Genomic DNA, 22,465 nt, shown 5'->3' with positions numbered 1-22,465 from the left:
TGTGTTTGTCAAACGAAAATGTGAGCAAAAGGGCCCCAAAAAAGTGAGCACCTTCAGCACCAGATTTCATGTCGTGAGCAATGTTTTTCCCAAGTACCAAATGCTCACCTTTTGAGTACCCGGAAAGATGAGGGCCTTTTGCAAGAGTGAGTGCCCTGGGGGCCTAATGCTCACATCGGTCCCCCGGAGGCCAAACGCTCGCATCGGTGCCAATAGGGGCCAAGTGCTCACATCGGTGCCCAAAGCCCTTTTGCACTAATTTTGAGTAGTCGAAATTGCCCGTTGCCACAAGCAACGCATATTAACATCCTTAAAAAACAGCAATTTGAGGTCATTGTTTTTTGTTGTTTATCAGTGCGGAAATGTAACGGTTTCAAACACGGTTTTGAGGAGTTCAGGGGGAAACATACGGCAACGCATAAACGGGGCCGGAAATGCCTTGAAATACCTGGGCTTTTCAGCCCCGAAAGCGTTACATCTGCCCCCGGTGGCGGCGCACCCGATCACGGGTTTTCTTTCTTTGTTCAAAGGCGGCGCAACGGGGACAGTACAAGGCCCGGTTGCTTCTGGCCTGGAAGGGCTTGCCGCAGGAGCGGCAGCGTTTCAGTTCATCAGCTCCCAGGCCGATGGCAGCGCACAGCTCCGCGTCCGCAGGCAGGACCGCCTCCTTAAAATATCGGCAGAGAAGGGAGTAAGAAATGCTCTGCACGCAGACGCATCCCTCGCCTTCATCCAGGGCCAGGCAGTTTCCCTCGTCATAGTTGGCACACAGGCGGCGGATCAGCTTTCGGGCGCGCCGAAGCTGCCCCTCCGTCATGCGGGGCTTATCCATTTCCGAACACCAGCTTGAAGTTGGTCTTTTCGCCGGTGTCCTCCATCACCACCGTTGCGTCATAGGTCTTGCCGGTTTTCTCCGAATAGCAGCCGGTGAGCTTCACCCGGCCATCTCTCAGGAGAGAGGCGGCCACCGACTTGGTGAGGTTCTTTTTCTTGGCGGTGAAAAACTTGCTGTTTTTCCAAAGGGCAAACCGGCAGCCAGCGTTTTCACAGAAAAATCCCTGCTTGCGCTCGGTGACAGCCCCGCCGCAGCGGGGGCATTTGCCCACCGTCTCCCGGTCAGAGGGGAAAAGCACCTGGGAACCGTCAATCACCTTGTAGGTCCCCACCAGGTCCCGGAGCATATTGCAGATACCGTCCATGAACTCGCTGGGCTTCACTTCACCGCGCTCCACCTCTTTGAGCTGGTGTTCCCATTCCGCAGTCAAAAGCGGCGATTGGAGCTGCTCCGGCAGGACGGTAATCAGGGAAACGCCGATCTGCGTGGGAATGAGGTTGGTGGCTTTTTTCTGTTTCTTGCGCTCCACAAAGCCGGTAGATACCAGCTTTTCCAAAATACCGGCGCGGGTGGCCGGTGTGCCGATGCCCTTGCGCTCCGCATCCTCCGACATATCCTTTGCGCCAGCCGTTTCCATCGCGGAGAGCAACGTGTCCTCGGTGTAGTGCTTGGGAGCCGTGGTCTTGCCCTCCTTGATGGTGGCAGCGGTGACAGGGAGCGTCATTCCTTCTGTCAGTCCGTCCGGCAGGACGCTTTCTTTTGACGGGTCTGCCTTTTCTTTCTGATAGGCTTTCCAGCCCGGATCGGTGATGGCCTTTCCTTTGACGGAAAACTGGTTCCCGCCGCAGGACAGGGTGACAGCCGTTTCCTGGTAGCGGTAAGAGGAGCCGGTAGCGCAGAGAAGCCCCCGCGCCACCAGACGCAGGATTTCCCGTTCCCCGGCAGGCAGGGCCTCCACATCCGTCCGCCCAGCTCCCTCGGTGGGGACGATGGCATGGTGGTCGGTGACTTTGGCGCTGTTGCAGACCTGGGCGGCCAGAACGGTGTCCTGCACAGCCACCCCGCAGATCTTCGCCGCCGCAGCCGTCAGAGCCGGAACCGTCCCTTCCATATCGGCGGTCAGATACCGGCTGTCGGTGCGGGGATAGGTGCAGAGCTTCTTTTCATACAATGCCTGGAGATATAGTCCCGTGTGCGCTCTACGCGAAAAACTGCCATATTCATCACTCCCATTCTAAAAGGGCGGCCCGGCCCTGGGGCCAGCCGCCTTACTGGTTACGGTTCATAGACCGGCTGGGTATGTTCATACACCGGGCCGCACAGCCCGTTTAAGTCCTCTACAAGCTCGCCCAGGTCCAGGCACAGCTCACTGTCCATGACCGGCGTATCCTTGATGGTGCGGTACTGCGTGATGTAACCGTCATGGTCATAGTTCACACTCACGCAGGAGACAACGGCCAGGGACATATCTTCCAGGAGCCACAGCTCCAAGGTGCGGGTGGCCACCACGATCTCCATTGTCACCTGGTCGGTTTCCTCATACAGCAGGGTGGCTTTCTGGCGGAACAGGTCCTCGCCCCGGTAGTTGAAGGACCGTTCCTGCCTGCCCTGGGTGATGTAGGAATACACCGTTGTGGCATTGTGGCGGACCACCTGCAACAGACTGTAAATGTCCAGGCTTTCCACCAGCTCGGCGGCCTCGTCCTCGGTGTAGCAGCCTTCCTCCACCGCCTGCTGAAACAGATCGTCAAAGGTTTCTTTCAATGCTTCATAAGCGTCCATACTTAAATCCTCCTATGGGTGAGCCTGCCATCAATGGCGGCGTTTTTTGGGTTTGTCGGGCAGGATATGCCCCTCGATGATTGCAGCGTGGCGGCGGATCTGAAGCTGGCCCTGGCGTTCCAGGGACCGCATCCGGGCATACTCGTCCTCGGTCAGAAACAGCCGCTTATACTGGCCCCTGCGCCCCAGGGGGCAGTGGGTGGACAGGATGAGAAATTCCGCCATGTGCCGGGTATCGTCCTTGAACCGTTCCACAGCCAGCAGGTCGTGGCCTTCCAGCGGGAGATGCAGAGGTTTCATGCCTTGCGCCCCCTTTCGTGAATATCCAGGACCGCACAGCCATACCGGGCGATGAGCAGGGCGTTCACGATCATGCGGAGTGCCGCAGCGTCTACAACTTCGGCATCCGCCAGGTCACGGGTTGTCAGGCCGCCTGCGTTAGTGTAGATGCCCCGCGCAGCGATATAGAGGGTGTAATCGTGGGGCGAAATCTCATGGAGCCTTGCATAGTCGAACTCCGCGCCCCGCCTGCACAGGCAGTTTCCGGCGCGGCGGTAAATGTCCTCATCGGAAGTGAACAGGAACATGACCGCAAAGAAAGCAGGCGTGTCCCGGCGTTTGCTGTGGCCCAGGTGGATTTTCACACCCTCCATGCGCTGCCGGTGGCGCTCATCCTGCCAGAGCATACCGGGGAAATCCCGGATCAGCGGTTCCAGGCGGGCCATCAGGCGCTTATCGTGGGGAAACATCTGCCGGACCACCTCTGCATAGCCCACAACGCCCGCCTCGATGCGCTCGGCCATCCAGGGGCAGCCGCAGGCGGTGCAGCCAAATTTCTTGACATACTCGGTGCAAAGTTTGCAGTCTACATCTGCCGGTGTGTATTTGAAAGTGTTGATATACATGGATACCTCCTTGTGAAAATGAAAAGGCCGGGCAAATGGATTGTCCGGCGGGTTAAGTGTATTCGGTTTTATCGCTCCTGGCTGCGCTGGCGTTTCCTCTGCCATGCCTCAAGCAGCTTGATGATGGTGTTCTCCATTTGCAGGGGCGTATAGGATTTTGGAAAATACTTGCGTATGCGGTCCCCGTCCAAAGTCAGGCTGAATTTCTCCGGCTTCTTTTCCTCGGACATGATTGCCAGCATACTGTCCTCATTGAGTTTCCCGGTCTGGCTGAATTTCTTCATCCGCTGGGCCTGGGAGAGTGACGGGGTGGCCTGCTCATAGTCTATCGTGGTAACGAGTATCTGCTGTTCCTCCGGCTTGAGAGCCGCAATCTGATAAGCGGGTGAAAGTGCAATCTTGCCATCATCCACCATCTGCATCAGCTCCGGGACCAGGTTCGTCAGAGAAATATAGTTGCGGACGGTATCGCCGCTGACACCCATCTGCTGGCCGATCTCATCATCGCTTCTCAACTTCGCCGAAATTTTCGGCGAAGTCAAATCGTTTCGTGCGCCCTGCCGCTTGATGGCCTCCAGCTTCATCTTGTATGCCTTGGCCCTTTCGCTGGGCAGGATGTTCTCCCGCTGAAGGTTGCTGTCCACCATGATGATGGTGGCGGCGTCCCGGTCCAGGTTACGGATCAGGACCGGCATCGTGTCCAGACCGGCCTGCTCACAGGCGTATTTGCGCCGGTGTCCGGCCACAATCTCATAGCCGCCTTCCTCGCGGGGCCGCACAATGGCAGGGACAATCACGCCATACTCTTTGACGCTCTGGATTGTCTCCCGCATTTCCTCATCGTCCCGCACCTGAAAAGGATGGTCCGGGAATGGGTGAAGGTCGGTCAGCGGCAGGCGGACCACCACTTCTTCCTGGGGTGGCTGCTGGGTAGGCGGGGCGGTTTTCTTTCGTCCCCTGGCAGGTGACGCGGGCTTGTCGCTCAATGCTTCTCACCTCCATTGAGACGCAAAAAGGAGGCCCAGCCCGGAACCTCCTTCGCATCTGATTTTGGGCATAGAAAAACGGACATCAGCAGAAACACTAATGTCCGTCAATCCATCGGCTCACAAGAGCCGCTATATTCAGTTGTCCGGCTTCACACAGGGGAGGCTCCGGCGGAGCCTGGCACACATCACGACAGTTCTCTTTGCCACTTCATTCTCTTGTCGTTCCCTGTGTTTTGCCCTTAATTTTTCCCTCACGAGCGTCCGTGAGGCCATAAAAATGCGGTAATGTTCGATAACAGCCTATAACGCCTTCACATGGATAAATTGGCGTATTTTCAAGGATTTCCGGGGCTTTAATAACACCCGATAACGCCTCTCGGAATGTGGTGAAATCTCAAAGGGGTAATTTGCTTTTACCGAAAACAATTCCCTTGTGCTTCGAGCAATTATCTGTCAAAATAAAAGCAGATCAGTTTAGGCGGAAAGCGAGGGAAACATGATGTTGGAAGAAGTCCATCCCATACCGCACAATGACCAGCAGTTGGAGAGCGGCCCTTCCCTTTCTCAAGAGTTTCAAGTTAGAAAGCATGAACTGACCGATGATGAAAAAATTGATTTGGCCGCCGCCCGGATTTTGGAAACATACCGAGAGGCATTCCTGGAGTTGGCAAAATAAAGTTGCTTGAAATCAAAGAAGCGCTATCAGACACACAGTTGCTGATTTGTGAGTGCTGGGCGATGTAGCAGGGGGTGTTGGTAAACCAAGCGGGCATATCGTTGGTAGAGCAGCCCCTTTTATTGGAGCCAAAAATCGGAGCAATCCACTTCGGTTATTCCGGCTTGATAAAGTCCCACAGGTGCTGCATGGTCTTATTCATGTTCATTGTATAGATGATGCGTTGTCTCAGCGGGTCAGGGTTGAACGTGGAGCAGACGATTCCAGCGATATCCACATCCCGCCCGTTACAGGGCGCTTTTGGCACCATAATATCAGAAACCCGGCTCATATCTGATGTACAAACCGGGTTTCTGACAGATATGCGGGACGCTCCAAAAGGAGCGTCCCGCATGTCTTGCTTGTTTCAAATTACTGGGAGATGTTCTCAACGAAGCGCATGAGGATAGTCGCCACTTCAACACGGGTAGCGGTGCCCTTGGGATCCAGCAGACCGCCGCCCTTGCCGGTGAGCAGGCCCTTGTCCACAGCCCACACCACGGCGTCCCTGGCCCAATCGGAGGTCTGACCGCCATCGGCAAAACGGGACAGATCGCCCTGAACGGTGCAGTCATATCCCTTGAACTGGGCGTAGCGATACAGGATCGCCGCCATCTGCTCCCGGGTAATGTCATCCTTTGGCCCGAAAGTGCTGTTGCCGTAGCCGTTTACCAGGTCGTTGGCCGCGGCCCAGTTCACCCCTTCGGTGTACCACTGGCCGTCGGAAACATCGGTAAACCGGACGGGATTTCCGTCGGGAGATCCCTCCAACCGCCACAGAATGGTAGCGATCATGCTCCGGCTCAGCATGGCGTTGGGCTGGAAGCTGCTGCCGCCGGTGCCGTTCATCATGCCGCTTTCGAAGGCAAATTGTACCGCCTCGTAGAACCAGTCGCTCTCCTTCACGTCGATGAAGGGCAAGCCAGTGACGTCAGATGCCTGTACGAAGGTGGCGGCAACGGAAACCTTGCCGGAGGGCATGGTGAAGGTATACTGGTTCTCGCCCTTCTGGCTCAGGGGAACGACCTCGCCGGCGGTGTTGGTAACCGTCAGCTGGTCCAGGACATAGCCGTCATCGGGACTGACCGTAATGGTAACAAGGGTACCCTGCGCGGCGTTTTTGGGGCTGACGGACACGCTGCCGTTGGCCGTATTACTTGGGATGGTCACCGCGTAGGTGGGTGTGGAGCCGCCGCCGGAGGTGCCGGGATTGCCGGAGGTGCCGGGATCGTCAGGCTCGTCAGGCTCCTCGGTGACCGGCTGGAAGACGGCGGATACCTGGATGGCGCTCTGCAGATTACTGATGGTGTAGCTGCCGTTGGTGAGTGCAACCGTCGTGCCGTCCACCTGCAGCGCGCTCAGCTCATAGCCGGTGTCAGCCGTGGGCGTAATGGTCACCGTGGCGCCCGGCTTGATGGTATAGACGTCGTTGACGATGCTCTCCACGGCGTCGCTGCCGTTGAGGGTGGCGGTCACGGAAAGGGTACCGCCGGTATTGACTGTGCAGGTGACGGTGGGTGTAAGATTTTCCCCGCTGACCAGGGCGTAAGCCGAATGGGCGCCGGTGTCGGCGCTCCGCAGCCGGGCGTACACCAGGCCGGTGGAGCCGGCGGTCAGGGTCAGCTGGCCGTTATCGTCCACCTGGAGGGTGCCGGTAGCCGGGGCGGCCTCCCACTCCACCAGACGGCTGCCGTCCAGGGACAGGGTTTCTCCGCCTTCCAGTACCGCCCGTACCGACAGGGTGGTGGTGCTGGTGGGCTGGAAGGTTTCCTCTGTGATGTCCTGGTCGTTGGCGTAGATGGCGATGCTCTTCATCTGCCCCAGGGCCGGGTTGACCACCTGGATGGTGCGGACGGTCTCATTCCCTGCCGCGTCAGTGGCGGTGAGGGTAAGGGTGTGGCTGGCGGCGGAATCGTCCAAGGCCAGAGACTGGGAGAAGGAACCGTCCGCAACGGTGATGGATTCAGCCTTGCCGTCCACCAACAGGCTCAGGGTGCCGTCGGTCCAGCCGGTGAGGGTAACGGAGCCGTCGCTGCCGAAGAAGGAACCGCTGATGGGGGAAGATACCAGCAGGGCCGGGGGCGTGGTGTCCACCGAGAAGCTCTTGGTGTACAGGAAGGCATCGCCCTGGCTGTTGGTGCCCTGGAACCGGATGGTGTGGGAGCCCTCGGTCAGTTCTGTCAGCTCCATCTGGATGGTGCTCTGGCTTTCAACCTTCCGCTCCGCGCCGCCGTCCAGGGACCAGACGCCGCTGACGGCCTGGCGCTTTGTTTCCGTCAGGGTGACGGTGAGGGCATTGGTCCGGTAGGTAAGTGTGGAGAAGGTCTCCTCCCCGGCCTTGGTACTCACAGTGGTGCCTTCGACGTCGGCATTCCAGGAGAAAGCGGGCGGGTTGGGGGCGGAAACTTGGACGGAAGCGGTGGCTTCCTCCGAGTAGAGGGTAACGCCATTTACTGTCCTGTAGGCAGATACGCCCATGGTGTAGGTCTTGCCCGCCTCCAGGCCCACGGTGACGGTATTGCCGGTGGAGATAAGGTTGCCCTCACTGTCCAGGACAAGCTGCCCATCTTCATCGGTCTGGTATTCCGGCACGGTGGCCTGGCCGCCGGCGGTGTAGGTATTGCCGGTGCTGGATTTTTCCAGCATCAGGCCGCTGACGCCGGAGACCAGATTTTTGCCTTCATAGAAGTTCACCCGGTAGCCGTCAATATCCCCTGCAGAGGTGGCGGTGAAGGACACCTTGTAGTCCCCGGCGGACTGCACGCCGCTCACCGTGGGCTTGGCGGGCTGGTTGGAATTGGTGTACGTCCAGTTGGCTTCCACGGTGGAGAACATGGTGCTGTCGCTGTCCACGGCGACGGCCCGCAGGTTGTAGCTGCCGGAGGGCAGGGCGGCGGTATCCATGGGGACGGTGACGCTGTCGCTGTCAAAGGCACCGTTGTCGCTGGTCACATGGCCTACCATACGGGAGTTGTCAGGATTCTCCTCGTCCACTGCCAGCAGGGTGATCTCGGAGAATTTGTTCAGGTCAGTGCCGGTGACAGTGACGGTGGTGTTGCCCTCGTTGACAGTGACATTGGTCAGCTCCGGCAGGGGGGCCAGACGGTACAGGGTCAGGTCGGCAGGCTGGGCCGTGGTGATGGTATAGGTGCCCGCCGTGTCTGCCGGGAAGGTCACCGTCATGTGGGCCTGCCCGCTGTCTTCGTCATAGTACACATAGGCGTTGGCGTTCTGGTTCTCCGGTGCGTCGGCGTCTTTTTCCGGATCAAGCCAGGTCAATTCATAATTTTGATCGTTACCATCTTTAATATTTTTAATGGTCAGCTGCTTCCCTTCCTCAATGGCCTTCTCCTCGCTGGCGCTCGACCAGGTGAAGGTCAGAGCGGCGTCGGAGGGGTTGGATACCAGGGTCAGCTGGTGCTCCGTCCCGGAAACATTGCTGCTCAGGGAGTCGCTACCGGTGCGGGCCGCCGGGACGTTCAGGCTGGCCCCCACCTGGGGCAGAGCCGTTACGGAGACATTGCTGCCCACGGCGGCATACAGGGTCCTGCCGGTTTCCGCGGAGGTGTACACAGGCACCGCGGCCAGGCCCAGCAGATCGGGGTAGCTGGGGGTGGCGTCGTCTCCATTCCAGCTGACCTCGCCGCCCCAGTAGTAGGTGATGCCCACCTTCAGCCCCAGGGCCTCGGCGGCGCCCCAGATCTTCTCGGCGTTGGCGCCCATGCCCACATCGGCCAGGGTCAGGCCGCCGATGAGGGGCAGGGTGCCGGGCAGGCTCAGGGAGGCCCGGATGAAGAACTCATAGGGGCCGCCCTCCTCCAGGACCAGATAGCCGCCGCCCTGAAGGACACCGTAGATGTTCATATCCACCGAGGCCAGGAAGAAGAACTCGGGGTACCAGTCAAACTCCAGGCTGGCGCTGTCCAGCACGGCCACGGCGTTGGCCAGGGTGCCGTTGCTCAGCTCCGCGCTGATGCCCTGGAGGCTCAGGGCCAGCGTGGCCCGGGCGGAGATGATCTGGAGGACGGAGAACTGCGCCTCCAGAACGAGCTGGAGGGGCGGGATGGACTCGGTGAGGAAGATGGTGTCGTACAGGTTGTTGATGCCGCCGCCGGCGCCCTGGAGCCACAGCACGCCGAAGCCGTCCAGGTTGATGCCGGGGACGAAGCCGCCCACGAAGAAGTGGAGGGTGTCCGGGTAGGGGATGCCGTCCTTGCTCTGGATGGCCAGCTCCGCCTCCATGGCAAAGGTGGCGAAGGAGGCCGCACCGGACACATCCACCGCCCAGTCGCCTACTGTCCTGACGGTGAGCACGCCCTCGATACCGGGCATACCGTCAAAGTAGCTGGGCAGGCCCAGGGCCACGGAGAAGTTGACGCCCAGGTATCTGCCGCCGCCGAAGAGGATGTCGTCCACCTGGATGGTGGCCGAGCGGCTGTCGCCGTCCCCGGCTTCGGCGCCGTCTCCCATGTCGGTGGAGGTCTCAAAGGGGGGCGCGTTGGTGTTCACGGTGTCGGCGTCATGGGGGATCTGCTCCTCCAGGGCACGCAGGTTGTCCGGCGTGTCCGCCCCTCTTTCGATCAGGTCCTGCTTGGCCTGGTCCAGGGCGGAGGCCTCCGGGGCGGACTGCTTGGCCGCGGGCACCAGGAAGGACAGGTCCAGGCCGCCGCCGAAGCCGATGACGCCGCCTATGCCGTCCATATAGCCCAGCTCGCCGTACTTGAACTCGAAGAGCAGGCCCAGCAGACTCTGGGCGGCCTGGCCCACGCTGGGCCACAGGAGGGTGATGTTGCCGTCCTCGTCCCGATCACCGTTTTCGTCATAGGTGGTGAGGGAATAGGCGGAGCCGTCCTCGATGGCGGTGAGGCAGCACCGGCCGCTCCACACCGAGGTGCCCACCCCGGAGACGGTGAGGGATGCGTCAAAGTCCACCTCGATGGTCCCGTTCTCGTCGGTGATGGTCACCTGGCCGTCCCGGATGTCCAGGCAGTTGTTGAGGGTGATGACGTTGTCCTCTTTCCCCAGGGACACGGCGGTGTAAACGGTACCGCTGCCTTCGGTTTTCTGGGAGAAGGCGCCCCGGAACTCCAGCAGGACGGTGTCGTTGCCCAGCTCCTTGCCGGAGTCTTCGTATTTTTCTTCCGTTTCGTAAGTTTTGACAGAGTAGGTATTATTGCCGTCGGCTTCTACCGTCACCACGCCGTAGCCGTCGTTGCGGTACTCCGGGTCGTCGGTGACCTGGAAGCGCAGGGCGGGGGCGGTGATGTCGGCCGTCGCGGTGTCGGTGTAGTCGATGGTCAGCTGGTATTCCCCGATGGGCAGCTCCTGGGTCAGCACCACCTGGGCGGTGTTGTCCTCCGCATTGATAATAAAGGCGCTGCTATCGATTGCAATGCTGCTCTCTCCGTTAATCTGTGCCCCATCGGTGCGGGAAAGACGCAGCGTGTAGTTGCTGCCCACCAGCATACTGAAATTGGTGCCGGTGAGGTATAGGCTGCGGTTGCCGGTGGTGTAGATCAGGTCCGGAGAGGCACTGGTGAAGCCGATCTCCGGCACGTTGCCGTTGGTGCCCGGGCAGAGGATCCACACCGTCTCGGCGCACAGCAGGTTCTGGGCCTGGAGGACGGTGGAGGTGCCCTCCAGCTTGTAGGCCTGGAAGGTCAGTTTCCGGTAGGTGGCCTCCTCGCCAGGCACAGCGTGGAATTTGAACTCCATGCTCTGGGACCCATCGGCCTGCAGATTGGTCAGGTCGACATAGTAGGGGTCCAGATAGCTGACGTTCGTCTGAAGGACGCCGCTCTGGTTATAGGGGGTAATATCCTCCCCGGGATAGACCACCACCCGCACGTTGTCCAGGCTCTGGCCGGAGATGTTGGTCATGGAGGCGGTGACGGTAAAGTCGCCGCCGTTTTCATAGGCTTTCCCGGTGTCGTCCATCTCCAGAGCCTGGGGCACATTGGTGAAGTTCAGGGTGGCCCCGGCGGTCTCCGGCACGTCGGCGTTGGAGAACACGCCGTAGTAGCCTGCGGCGGCGGCGCTGCCCCCCTCAGCCACCGTGCCCAGGTCATAATACAGGGCAAAGGCGCTGTCGGCAGTCAGGTAGTCCCGGTTGTAGGGGGTGGTGAAATAGAGGCTTGTGTCGGGGTCGTAGTCAAAGACGGTGGCCGCCAGATTGTTCCAGTGGGCAAAGGTCACCTTCGCCGGCGTGCTGGCCGTGTCGCCCACGGAGCCGTTGAGGAAGTAGGCGAACACGCTGGGATTCTGGAGGTCGTCGTAGGCGAAGAAGCTGTTCTGGTAGCCGGAAATGCTCTGCTCGCTCTCCACCGTCTGGTAGCCGCCGCCGGACTGGGCCACCTCATAGATGCCGTAATCCTGGGTGCCCAGGGCGGTGTCCATCAGCAGGCGCAGCTCCACCCGGGCCGGTTCGCCGCTGTTCTGGGCGGTGTAGCTCAGGTAGGCCATGCCGTGCTCATTGGAGCCGGGATTGGCCAGGCGGATGGTCTGGGTGACGGTGATGCCGTCCACCGACCACACCGCCCGGATCTCCTCCGACGTGGCGGTCACCGCCACGTCAGAGGAGCCGGCGTACTTGCCGCCGAACACATAGTCCTTGGTCTCGCCGTTCCGGGTGACCCGGAGGGAGGCGAAGGAGGTGTCGTCCTCTCCCAGGGGGAAGAGGAGGTTCTTGTTGTTGTCGTCCTTCCGGATGGCGTCCCCCTCCAGGGTGCGGATGGAGAAGCCGCCGCTGCGTTTATCCACCAGCACCTGCAGGTTCTCGTTGGACAGGGTGTCCACGTTCTGCAGCTCCGCCGCCAGGACGGAGATGGGCAGCAGTCCCGTGATCAGGCACAGGGCCAGCACCCAGGCCAGGAGGCGGGATAGGGTTCGCTTTTTCATGTTCATGCTCCTTTCCGGCCGCTCAGCCCTTGACATAGAGGTAGTAGACGTACTCCGTCCGGTCCTGGGTGCGGAGGTAGAGGGTATAGAAGCCGGTGGTTGTGAGATTGGCCTTGACAGGCACGGTGTAGCTGCCGTTGAGCAGCACCTGGGCGTTCAGCTTCATCTGGGCGACGCTCTTGTAGCCCGGTTTCAGCGCCAGGTACACCGGGGTGTTGACGCCGTTGAGGGTCAGGCTGGTCGTTCCCTTGTCGAGAGTGAGGGTGCTGCCCTGGTAGACGGTCTGGCCGTTGACGGTCAGCGTGATGGGCGCCTCCCGGGTGAGCACCAGGGTGCGGGTGGCGGTACTGCTGTTGCCGGAAGCGTCCGTGGCGGTGTAGGTGACGGTGTAGGTGCCGGAGGTGTCCCAGGTCACGCCGCTGTCATCCACCGTGAGAGTGGGCGCATCGTCCCGATTGTCGGTGACGGTGACACCCTCCCGGAGCAGATCCAGGTTCTCCGCACCCGCCTGGGCATAGACGATCTGGCTGGGCAGGGAGATCACCGGGGGAACGGTGTCGGGCAGCTCCACGGTGAGATAGGCGTACAGGGTGTTCTTGTCCGCATCCACCCCCTTCAGGACCACAAGGCCCGAGGTGCTGGGGAGGGTGAAGGCTGTCCAATCGCCCTTTGTCACTGGTTTGGAAGTGTCGGTCCCCAGGGTGATATCGGCATCCCGGGTGGACTTTACATAGAAGGTCTGTCCGGCCTTCAGCCCCAGGTCCGTCGGGTCGGTGACGGCGCCGGCGCCGTCTGCATTTTTGGAGAAGGACAGGGTCAGCTTGTCGTCCAGATTTTGGATGTTCAGGGTTACCTGGGTCACGTTGCCCGCCCGGTCGGTGAAGGTCAGGCTGACCTCCCCGTTCCTGGCGGCCGTATAGGTGTGGGTCAGGCTGAAGCTGCTGTCCCTGTCCGCCGCGGTGGCCTCATTGGTGGTGAAGGTCAGCTCCACGCTCCGCTTGTCGCTGCCGTTTACGGTGTAGGTGTTGCTGCCGCCGGGGGTCACGCCGGTCCCGCTGACTGTGACAGTGGGGGCCGCGGTGTCGATGCAGGTGACGGCATCCAGGGTGACCTCAGTTGTCTTTCCGTTCCGGGCATTCAGCGTCAGGGTCAGCGCCCCGGTGGTATTGGCGAAGAAGGTGATCCGGGCCTGGTTGGCCGCCACGGCGGCGGTGACGCCGGTGGTGCCCAGGGGCAGCGTCACGCTGTCCAGGGCGATGTTGGTGTTGATGATGGCGGTGACGGCCACGTTGGTGTGGAGGTCGCTCTGGGCAGTTGTCCAATCCGCCTGGCTGAACGTCTGGCCTTTGGTCAGCCACTGGATGCTATTATCGGAGACTTCCAGTTCCGTGGTGTCGATGCTGTTTACCGTGGCCGTGACGGTGCCGATGTTGCCCGCCTCGTCGGAGAAGCGGAAGATGTAGCTGCCGTTGGTCTGGAACTCATAGTAGTACTGGCCCTGGTGATCACCGGCGGTTTCGTCCTTCTTCAGCAGGTTGGTGTCCAGCACGGTGAAATCGCTGGCATCCGCTTCGCTGGGCACCAGATAGGCCCGGACGGGCGGCAGGGCCAGGTTCTGCTCCTCATTGCCGCTCACATATGCCACGGTGGCGGTGGGAGCAATCTTATCCACGGCGGGGAAGGTAAGGGTCAAAGCGGCGGCGTTGCCGGAGGCGTCCACCAGGTAGACATAGACGGAGCCGCTGCTGCTCGTGCCCTCCCAGGTGAGGGTGGAGCCGGTGACCGTCAGGCCGGAAATGGGATCGCTGGCCGTGTCATAGCCGGGGGTTGTTTCGCTGCTGCTCTTGACGATCAGGTTCACCGGGGAGTCGTCCCGGATGGAGAAGGCCAGCCGGATGGCCTGGCCCGACTGGTTGGGCAGTTCACTGGCCAGTCTCGCGGGAGAGAGCGCGCCGGTTGCGATCTGGGAGTCATAGCTGTTGATCTGGGTCCAGCCGCCGCTGCGCTGGGTATAGAGGCTGACCGTATACTCCGGCGCCGTGGTGTCTGCCGGAGGCGTGGTTTCGCCGGTTTCACTCACCACGGCCCAGGGCAGGGCGGCGGTGACGGTTGTGGTGTTGCCCAGCAGGTCGGTCACCTGGAAGGTGTAGGTGCTGCCCTGGGCGGAACCAATGGGGAACACATGGCTGGTCTCCCCCACCAGCAGCTCCGCACACTGCAGGGCGGCGGTCACCGGGCCGGTGACGCTTTCCGCGCCGCTGCCGGCGTCCAGCAGCTGGCCGTCGGGGCCGTAGAAGGCCACGGTGATGGTCTCCACCTGGTTGTCGATGTTGGTGACCTGCACCTGGTGGGAGGTCCCGTCGGACAGGGTGATGGTCACCGTGTCGTTAGCGGTCAGCTCCAGGGTGGCGGTGGAGCCGGAGATGGCGCCGCTGCCGTTCTTCTCCGAAGTGAGGACGGTGATGGTGCTGCCCTCCCCGGTGGCGGTGGCGGTGAGGGTCACCGGCCCACGGGTGGCGGCGGTCTCCGACAGGGTGACGGAGAGGTCCCCGAAGGGAGAGGCGGAAATGGTTTCCGTATACTGGTTGCCGAACACATCCTCATAGGTAATGTCAGCGCTGTCGGTATAGATGGGCAGGGTGTGGGCGGCGGCAAAGGTGCCGGCGGTATCGGTGGGCACCGGGTCCAGCACCCGGATGGGCAGGTCGGAGGTGAGGGTCACCTGGCCCTCGCCGCCGCTGGCGGTGACGGTGGGCTCCGTCGCGCTACAGGTGCAGTCCAGTTCCTTCCAATACGCGTGGTTATACTGATCCTGGTCCGTCCCCACGTTGCCCTGGTTGTCCCGGCAGGACAGGGTGATCTGCACCATGCCGCTGGATTTATAGGGGAACTGGCCGTAAATCTCCAGGCTGGCATCGGTTTGGGACCCTTCGGTCTCCTTGACCTGATAGATCCCGTGGTGGTCGGCGCCGCTGCCGGTCCAGGTACCTCCGGATACGACAGGCAGTGACACTTCGACGGTTTCGCCGCCGCTGTACTGGAAAGTGAGGGCGAAGCTGTTGAAATCCAGGCCGTCAGAGTAATCCCCCTTGGCATATGTATCCGTAATAGACGCAACCAGTTTATAGGCGCCATCTTTCAACTCTGTGTAAGAGTTGATACAGTTGATCGCGGGCGGCAGGATGTCTATGTAGCGGTTCGGATAGATGTATTGCCAGGTGAAATTGCCGTACTCGTCCATCAGCTGGATCGCCGCGGGGTTGCTGACCCATACGCCCGTCGTCACCTCCGCCTGGGTCAGGTCCAGGCCCAGGTTGCTGTCCAGGGTGATGGTTTTGCTTGTCCAGAAGGTTCTGTCTTCGGACACGCGCAGGGTGCGGCCGTTGAGGGCCAGGGCCTCCTCCGCGTCCCCGCTCAGGTTTGTGAGCTGCATCCGCAGGCCGCCCGCCTCGTTGGGGGTGAACGCCACTTCAAAGGTGGGGTTGGCGGTGCGCACCGTGATGACCAGGGTCTTGGTGGCGGCGTAGGTCCCGTTGGGCAGAAGGCCCCGGTACCGGACGATGTTTTCCCCCTCCACCAGGTAGAGCGTGGTTTGAGAGGACGCCCCCTCGCTGTACATTTGGAGGGTCACCTGTGTGTTGCCAAAGGTGTCTGGATTGCCCGTAATATGGAAAGCATCCCCGCCCAGGCTCTCGTTCCAGATATCGATGGGCATATAGCTCAAGTTGCTGGTGTTGCTGTTCTTGTACGCTTCAAAAGCCTGAAGGGACAGTGTGACATTGTTCCAGCCGGTGAACCCCAGGGAGACCTGGGCGGCGTCTTTGCCCAGCTCCACCGTCCGGGAGGTCTGGTTCGTGCTGTTGCTTTGCTCCACCTTTATGAGATAGCAGTCTCCCACCGCGGGGGCGTCGTTCATGTAGAGGGCGGCGCCTTCCGCATCCCATTCCGATCCGTCCAGATAGACCAGATGGAGCACCGGGGTATAGGTATCCCTATTTCCGGCCAGGGGCACGGTGATGGGATAGTTGAGGGTCCAGCCAGCGTTCAAGTCACCGTCCAGCAGGCCGGCGCTGAAATAGTACTGGCTGTCCTCCACCTCGCCGCCGAAACTGTATTGCAGGCAGACATAGGACTTGGCATAGTCGATGTCCTTCAGATAATACTCGCTGTAACCACCACCATATTTCGCCCGCTCCAGTTTGATGGGCACGGTCAGGCCGGTGAGGGTCTGCACCGACACGGTACTGCCGGTCACATTGGACGCGATGGCATTGGGGACATCCTTGTTCTCGGCGTCTTTCGGCGTCTGGAACGCGATGGTATAAATTTCCTGCGCGGTATTCGTCCCGGTGGCATTTTCGTCAAACGCCTGGGCCGCCTTGATGGTGAACTGCTCCACGGCCAGGTTCGCAGTCTCGGCGGGAATGGTCACATCATAAGAAGCACTTGTTCCCCCAGCCTCGGTCTCCGCAGCCGACCGAATTGTATTCCAGGTGTCCATCGGCAGGGTGACCAGGGTCACCTTGATATCGCCGTAGGTGTAGGCGGGGTCCCAGCTACCGGTACTGGCGGGCGACCGGTAGCTATCAATTGTGACTGTACCCGCATCTACGGCGGCTCCCTGGCAGGAGGCGGAAACTCTGTTCAGGTTTCCATCGGAGAAAATCTCAAAGTGGGAGCCGGAACTGTCGATGGCGTAGATCAGGGGTATTCCATTCTTCAGCTCCAGCACCGCCAGGGTGATCATTTCATCGCCGGACGACGCATCGCCCACCCTGGCCGGGGCGTAAAGCGTCAGGCCGGGGTGGCCGGTGACCACACCCGGAGGGCTGTTCAGCGTATACCGGGCGGAAGCGGTCAGGTTGTAAGTATATTCTTTCGACAGTTCATACTCATTGCCCACCACGTCGGTGGCGGTGACTTTCAAAGTAGCGGAATTGCTGCTGAACCCGCTCAAAACCGCCGTGCCGGAATAGGTGGTGGAAGTATTGGAGCTAAAATCACTTGGAGATGTTGCCGAAGCATCACCCCACTGCACGGTGACGCTTTGCAGATAGGACCTGTCGGACACCGTAAAGGGCACCGAAATCTGGCCCTCCCCCGACACCGTACAGGTATCGGACAGGGTGATGGTGGGGGCGGTGGTGTCGGTCTGTACGGAATAGCCGCCCAGGTTTGCTGTGCCCTGGTTCCCGGCGTAGTCCCGGGCAGTGATCGAAGCCCCGATGGCCAGCTCGCCGGTGGCGGGGTCGGCGTCCCAGCTCAGATTGCCGCAGTAGATATGCAGATAATAGATATCGTTGCTGGAAGCGGGCAGGGGGCAGGTGGGCTGCTGATAGCTCAGCAGCCGGTAGGCGCTGTTATCCTTATCCGGCGCGACAGCACTGTCGGTAATGCAGTAGCGCACCGTGAAAGCGGTGGCAATGTCGATGCCCAGGATGACCTCCTGCTCGCGGTCCACGCCGGAGCCGCCAGTCTCATCCGTCACGGTGAAGGGGATGGTGACGTACCGGCCGTTGCCGCTGGTTTCTACGGGGTTTACAGTGACTTGCCCATCCAATATGGTCACCTCAGGCGGCGTCACGTCCAGCCCCAGCTTCTCCACCACCAGGTCTTTGCTCACAGCGGTGGCCAGCGGATTGCCCGCCATGTCGCCCAGGGCGCTGTCGTCGGGGGCCTTCAGGGAGACGATGCTGATAGCGTCGCCCTCCAGGGTCATCCCGTCGCCAGGCCGGAAGGACTGGAAGGTCAGGATGGTGCTGTTGCGCACGTCGTTGACGTTGTCCATGGCATAGGATACGCTGCTGAGGCCCACCTCAACGGAGTCTCCATCGCCGTCCTTCACGTTGAGGACGGCGGTGACGCCGCTGTTCTTGGTGAGCTGGGCGTAGCTGTCCCCCGTCCACAGCCCCACCTCTTCATTCAGGGTGAGGGTGAAGGCCAGGTAGTCCCCCACGCCGGCCCAGGTGGCGGAGGGGGTGATGTCGCTGGGCCAATTCCCATCGGTACCAACCTTGTAGCCCTGGGTCATGTTGCCCTGGGCGTTAAGCCGGGTATAGCCGGGGGCCACGTCGTCCAGGTACAGGCGGCTGTCCAGTTCCCGGCCGCTGGTCCAGCTGAGGGGGTTGCCCGCCAGGTCGGTGACCAGGCTGTTGACGGTGAAGCTGCCCTTGTCCATGGGGCTGCCGCTCTCGTCCAGCAGCTTCAGGGCATAGCTGCCGCCCATCCAGTCCTGCTGGCTGGGGCTGACGCTCACCACGGTGTAGTCCATGTTCTGCCCGCTGGGTACGGTGTAGGAGAAGATCAGCTTGCTGCCGGTGAGGGCATAGAAACTGGCGGCGATGGTTTGACCAGCGCTCTGGCCGGTGGAGGTGTTGATAAGGTCCAGATTCAGCGCCAGATCACTGTGGGCCACGCCGTCGGCAAAACGGATGGGCTCGCTCATCTCCAGGGTGAGGTAGAGGGTCTCCCCGCCCTTGTAGGCGGTGCGGCTAACCTTATTGCCCGCCCCGTCGCTGACGTAGATTCCGGTGAGGGTGGGCGCTGCCGTGTCGGTGAGGTAGATATAGACCTTGCTCACCTTGGAGCTGCCGCAGGCGCAGTCGGTGGCGCCCATGCGGAAGCGGAGATTGGTACCCCCGGAGGTGAGCACGCCGCTGCTGGTGTAGGTGCGGGCCACCCCGTCCGGGTCGTCGGAGCTGTTGCTCACCTTCACAATGGGGGAGGTGTTGTAGCCGGCGTACAGATAGGCCTGGGCCCGGTCGGTCAGGTCCTTGTGCGTGCCGAGGTGCATATGCCGGTCCGCCGTCAGCGAGGCGCTGATGGTGGCGGTGATCTGCATGGTGGAGAGCAGCTCCTTCAGGGTCTTCCCCATGTCCACCCACTGGTAGGTGGTCCACCACTTGCGGTTCTCGCTGTGCATATAGGTGCTGGCGGGGCTGAGAACCGCTTTGTCTCCGCCGCTGACGCTGACGGCGTTCTGCTCAGTTGTCAGTTCGGCAAAATGGCCGTCCACATGGAGGCCGTTCGCCGTCAGCACCTCGGTGCGGACAAAGCCGCTGTCATTGGCCGCCTGGGCGGGCAGCAGGTAGGCGCCCGCCACGTCGGGGTCGTAGCCGGCCGGGTCCGCCGCCCGGGCGGGCAGGGGGCCCACCAGGGACAGGATCAGGCTCAGGGTCAGGATCAGGCTGAGCCCGCGCTTTCTTCCTTTCATTCCTCAAATCATCCTTTCTTTCGCTGCTTGTTCCGCTCTACCCAGCGGCTGAGTCCCTCCCGCAGCGTTTCCTCAGTCCATTCGCCCTGCACGAAGTAATCCGCCCGCAGCCGATAGGCCTGCAGGGAGAAGTCCAGGTCGCTGCTCCAGATGAGGGCGCAGCGGGGACAGAGCCGGCGCAGGTGTTCGGCGGCGTTCAGCCCCGCCACCCCGTCCATGGCCAGCACCACCCCGTCCGGCGGGGAGGCCCGCATGGTGTAGTAGAAGTCCTCCAGCTCCTCCGGAGCCTCCAGGCATGGGAAATATCCCATGCGGGCCAGATGGTCTCCCAGTTGTCTGCACAGCCGCATTCGGGTGTCCGGCGAATGGCTCAGTACCGCTACCCGACGCATGTTCCCCCTCCTTTCGGCAAACCTGTGGTTTTGCCCTTTTTTCTTCAGGTTCCAGCCTGAAAAAGCAGAGGATCCGCACTCCTCTGCACACTGACAGCATTATGGTATGCTTTAGAAATTGTCGAGGTCAAGGCATCTGTCCCGAACTGTAATTTTCCGGCCTGAATTGTAGCCGCGGGAAACATAATTTGCTATACTATTATAAAAGAACACAGATTGCCCAATGGCCGGGCTGGAGAGGAGGGGACAACTATGCGCCTGGCAGTGGTGGATGACAATCCCCGGGATCGGGAGGAGCTGCTGCGCTGGCTCAAAACAGCGCTGAACCAGCGCCGGAAGCCGGTGGAATACCTGGCCTTTGCGGATGGGACCTCCTTCCTGGATGCCGCCGCACGGGAGCCCTTTGATCTGGTTTTTCTGGATATCTACATGGAGGGGATTGACGGCGTAACGGTCGCCCGCACGCTGCGGGGGTTTGATCCCGACTGCGTGCTGGTTTTTACCACCACTTCCACCGACCACGCCCTGGACGGCTATCGTGTCCGGGCCCTCCAGTACCTGGTCAAGCCCTACCAGATAGCGGAGGTGGAGGAGGTGCTGGAGGAGGTGCTGAGCCATCTGCCTCCGGAAGAGGCGGTGATCCGGCTGCACATCGGCCGGCAGGAACGTCTCCTGGCGCCGGGGGAGATCCTGTGGGCGGATCATTTCCGGCATCAGATCCACATTCACCTCAGAGATGGAACGGAGACCGCTGTCCGCATGACGTTTGGCGAATTTACCGAGCTGCTCAAGGAGGAGAGGCGTTTCCTGGTGTGCGGCCGCGGCGTGCTGGTCAATCTGGAGCATGTCCGGGACTTTGACGGCGCGGCCTTCCTACTGAACGACGGCACCCAGGTGCCGGTCAGCCGCAGCAGCACCGAGAGCGCCCGGGCGGCCTTCGGAGAATTTCTGTTCCGGAGGGGGGCGACGCGGTGAATCAGGCTGTACGCGCCGCGCTGGAGTTGGCGGTAACCGCGCCCGCGGGGCTGCTGTGCTTTCTGGCGCTGGGAGAGCATCTGCGCATAGGCAAGGCCCGGCTGATCCTGCTGTTCCTTCTGGTGCTGGGGGTGTGGGTTCCGCTGGGTGGCTGGATCTGCGGCCGCCTGGGCTGGGGGAGCAACGTGCTGCTGCTCCCCTCCCTGCTGGTCTTTGCCTTGATCCTGCGGCGACTGTGCGCCCTGTCCGCCTGGAAGTCCATCAGCGTGTTCCTGGGCGTCTGCGGCGCCTTCTCCTGCCTGGCCAATCTGTCCAGCGTGGTAGACCTCTGGGTGGCACCCGATAACCTCAGCGTCTGGTTTTCTCTGCCGGCCTGCCTGGCCTATAACGGTTTCTGCTGGATATTCGTTCTGGCCATGTGGTATCCCGCCGTCCACACGGTCCGCCATCTGCTCCGGGAGATGGAAATGCCGGGCACCTGGTATGTGTTCTGGCTGTTGCCCCTGGTCCTCACCCTCCTCAATGTGGTCATTCAGCCTATGGCCATCTATGGCCCACCAGCCGGCCGGAACCTCTTTTTCTTTTTCGTCGTGGAGCTGATGCTGCTGTGTCTGCTGCTGCTGTGCTACCTGATGTTCTACCTGATGGCCCGGGGCCTGGGGGAGAATCTGCGTCTGCAGCAGCAGAACCAATTCCTGCAGATGCAGACCAGCCAATATGAAAATCTCCAAGCCACCATTGCCGAGACCCGCCAAGCCCGCCACGATCTGCGCCACCACTTTACCGCCATTGACGCGCTGCTACGCCGGGAGGAGTGGCAGGAGCTGCGTACCTATGTGGACGCCGCCGTGGAGAGCCTGCCTGACACGGAGCTGAATTTGTGCGAAAATCCCGCCGCGGACGGGGTGGCGGGCCATTATGCCTCCCTGCTGCGCCGGGAGGGCGTACCTGCCGAGTACATTCTGGATCTGCCGCGCCTGCTGCCTGCGGATGAAATGGATGTATGCGTGGTGCTCTCAAACCTGCTGGAAAATGCTTTGGAGGCCAGTCTGCGCCTGCCTCCTTCATTACGCTGGGTCCGGGTACGCGGGGAAATTCATGGAAATGCCGTGGTATTGCTGGAGGTGGAAAACGCTTACACCGGCGAGATCCTGGAGGACAAGGGCGGGTTCCATTCCTCCAAGCGTCCGGGACATGGTATCGGCCTGCAGTCGGTGGGCCGCATTGCTGCAAAAAATGGCGGCTACTGCAAGTTCCAATATGACGGGACGGTGTTCCGCGCTCAGGTCATGCTCCGGGGAGAGCACTGATGGTGAGGTAAGGTCTGACACCATGGATTCTCGCCCCATTATTTAACGGATTAGCTATTATACGCAAATGGGCGGCGGAGCCGCTTCTCATAGCCGGTTGCCCACAGGCGTGAGCCCTGACGCTGCAGCTAAAAAACCGCTGAAATCGCAAGATTTCAGCGGTTTTATTCTGCTTTTATGTGCTTTTTGGTGATTTCGTTTCTGGAAAATTTTCGTTGCCCCAGACAATGCCACATACGGGAAAATGCGTGGAAAGGGCCGGAACGCTCTGGAGAGAGTCAGACGCTGCCGGAGAGAAGTTTCCCCATGGTGTTGACCGCAGCTTTCTGGTCCGAAGTGGTCACGTGAGCCCAGGTATCCAGGGTAAACCCGGCGCCGAAAGAAGCCGCACAGCGACCCACAGGAGCAAACAGTGAGGAAACTGCATAGGCCATTGCAGTTCCTCCCTTGTA

General features: G+C 60.9%; 12 protein-coding genes and 1 pseudogene. 3 read left to right on the top strand and 10 right to left on the bottom strand.

Translation table 11 applies throughout. The features are described from left to right. Window positions 1-472: 472 nt before the first annotated feature. The 6 genes and pseudogenes from B5E56_RS08295 to B5E56_RS08270 all read right to left on the bottom strand — a co-directional run bounded on the left by B5E56_RS08295 (window position 473) and on the right by B5E56_RS08270 (window position 4,508). Window positions 473-832, bottom strand: a complete 360-nt coding sequence (locus B5E56_RS08295; protein ID WP_087389327.1) for a cysteine-rich VLP domain-containing protein — start codon at window positions 830-832, stop codon at window positions 473-475. Beyond that, a pseudogene (locus B5E56_RS08290) lies at window positions 825-2,018 on the bottom strand (DNA topoisomerase); the annotation flags it as partial. The pseudogene B5E56_RS08290 and the gene B5E56_RS08295, both read right to left, overlap by 8 nt. Before the next feature lie 92 nt (window positions 2,019-2,110). Further along, window positions 2,111-2,617, bottom strand: coding sequence for a hypothetical protein (locus tag B5E56_RS08285; protein ID WP_072853534.1), 507 nt, complete (start codon window positions 2,615-2,617; stop codon window positions 2,111-2,113). Window positions 2,618-2,647: 30 nt separating this feature from the next. Beyond that, window positions 2,648-2,917: a DUF5720 family protein gene (locus B5E56_RS08280; protein ID WP_087389325.1), complete on the bottom strand. Its 270-nt coding sequence runs from the start codon at window positions 2,915-2,917 to the stop codon at window positions 2,648-2,650. Further along, window positions 2,914-3,522, bottom strand: a complete 609-nt coding sequence (locus B5E56_RS08275) for a hypothetical protein (RefSeq protein WP_072853537.1) — start codon at window positions 3,520-3,522, stop codon at window positions 2,914-2,916. Before B5E56_RS08275 ends, B5E56_RS08280 begins: the two co-directional genes overlap by 4 nt. 68 nt (window positions 3,523-3,590) lie before the next feature. After that, the gene (locus B5E56_RS08270) at window positions 3,591-4,508 is read right to left on the bottom strand and encodes a ParB/RepB/Spo0J family partition protein (protein WP_087389324.1); all 918 of its coding nucleotides are present in this window, start codon (window positions 4,506-4,508) and stop codon (window positions 3,591-3,593) included. Window positions 4,509-5,007: 499 nt separating this feature from the next. Between B5E56_RS08270 and B5E56_RS08265 the strand changes: the two genes are divergently transcribed. After that, window positions 5,008-5,187: a hypothetical protein gene (locus B5E56_RS08265; protein WP_087346780.1), complete on the top strand. Its 180-nt coding sequence runs from the start codon at window positions 5,008-5,010 to the stop codon at window positions 5,185-5,187. A gap of 411 nt (window positions 5,188-5,598) precedes the next feature. Here B5E56_RS08265 and B5E56_RS08260 read toward each other — a convergent pair whose 3' ends face one another. Genes B5E56_RS08260 through B5E56_RS08250 form a run of 3 tightly spaced genes read right to left on the bottom strand, consistent with a single transcriptional unit; the run spans window position 5,599 to window position 19,728 of the window. After that, entirely contained in the window at window positions 5,599-12,123 is a 6,525-nt protein-coding gene (locus tag B5E56_RS08260) for an S-layer homology domain-containing protein (protein ID WP_143383146.1), read from the bottom strand. 22 nt (window positions 12,124-12,145) lie between these two features. Further along, window positions 12,146-19,336 carry an immunoglobulin-like domain-containing protein gene (locus B5E56_RS08255; RefSeq protein WP_087389322.1) on the bottom strand — a complete coding sequence of 2,397 codons (7,191 nt, stop codon included), beginning with the start codon at window positions 19,334-19,336 and terminating at the stop codon, window positions 12,146-12,148. Window positions 19,337-19,344: 8 nt separating this feature from the next. After that, window positions 19,345-19,728, bottom strand: coding sequence for a hypothetical protein (locus tag B5E56_RS08250; RefSeq protein WP_087389321.1), 384 nt, complete (start codon window positions 19,726-19,728; stop codon window positions 19,345-19,347). Between the two features lie 252 nt (window positions 19,729-19,980). Between B5E56_RS08250 and B5E56_RS08245 the strand changes: the two genes are divergently transcribed. Both B5E56_RS08245 and B5E56_RS08240 read left to right on the top strand, forming a co-directional pair. After that, complete coding sequence (locus B5E56_RS08245; RefSeq protein WP_087389320.1) at window positions 19,981-20,703, top strand: LytR/AlgR family response regulator transcription factor; 723 nt, start codon at window positions 19,981-19,983, stop codon at window positions 20,701-20,703. After that, window positions 20,700-22,013 carry a sensor histidine kinase gene (locus B5E56_RS08240; RefSeq protein ID WP_087389319.1) on the top strand — a complete coding sequence of 438 codons (1,314 nt, stop codon included), beginning with the start codon at window positions 20,700-20,702 and terminating at the stop codon, window positions 22,011-22,013. The genes B5E56_RS08245 and B5E56_RS08240 overlap by 4 nt, the downstream gene beginning before the upstream one ends. A 278-nt stretch (window positions 22,014-22,291) precedes the next feature. Here the strand turns inward: B5E56_RS08240 and B5E56_RS14620 are convergent, their stop codons facing one another. After that, window positions 22,292-22,447, bottom strand: coding sequence for a hypothetical protein (locus B5E56_RS14620; protein ID WP_158098697.1), 156 nt, complete (start codon window positions 22,445-22,447; stop codon window positions 22,292-22,294). Window positions 22,448-22,465: the final 18 nt, after the last annotated feature.

The organism is Flavonifractor sp. An112, assembly GCF_002161085.1.
GTDB lineage: Bacteria > Bacillota > Clostridia > Oscillospirales > Oscillospiraceae > Flavonifractor > Flavonifractor avicola.
Note: the sequence above shows the minus strand (reverse complement) of the source record. Positions and strands in the feature narration are given on the sequence as shown.

What these genes read in the sequence shown, in the direction of transcription:
- B5E56_RS08260 (WP_143383146.1), bottom strand. Translation starts at nt 12,123, where the DNA reads ATGAAAAAGCGAACCCTATCCCGCCTCCTGGCCTGGGTGCTGGCCCTG.
- B5E56_RS08250 (WP_087389321.1), bottom strand. Translation starts at nt 19,728, where the DNA reads ATGCGTCGGGTAGCGGTACTGAGCCATTCGCCGGACACCCGAATGCGG.
- B5E56_RS08255 (WP_087389322.1), bottom strand. Translation starts at nt 19,336, where the DNA reads ATGAAAGGAAGAAAGCGCGGGCTCAGCCTGATCCTGACCCTGAGCCTG.
- B5E56_RS08280 (WP_087389325.1), bottom strand. Translation starts at nt 2,917, where the DNA reads ATGAAACCTCTGCATCTCCCGCTGGAAGGCCACGACCTGCTGGCTGTG.
- B5E56_RS14620 (WP_158098697.1), bottom strand. Translation starts at nt 22,447, where the DNA reads ATGGCCTATGCAGTTTCCTCACTGTTTGCTCCTGTGGGTCGCTGTGCG.
- B5E56_RS08265 (WP_087346780.1), top strand. Translation starts at nt 5,008, where the DNA reads ATGATGTTGGAAGAAGTCCATCCCATACCGCACAATGACCAGCAGTTG.
- B5E56_RS08285 (WP_072853534.1), bottom strand. Translation starts at nt 2,617, where the DNA reads ATGGACGCTTATGAAGCATTGAAAGAAACCTTTGACGATCTGTTTCAG.
- B5E56_RS08275 (WP_072853537.1), bottom strand. Translation starts at nt 3,522, where the DNA reads ATGTATATCAACACTTTCAAATACACACCGGCAGATGTAGACTGCAAA.
- B5E56_RS08245 (WP_087389320.1), top strand. Translation starts at nt 19,981, where the DNA reads ATGCGCCTGGCAGTGGTGGATGACAATCCCCGGGATCGGGAGGAGCTG.
- B5E56_RS08295 (WP_087389327.1), bottom strand. Translation starts at nt 832, where the DNA reads ATGGATAAGCCCCGCATGACGGAGGGGCAGCTTCGGCGCGCCCGAAAG.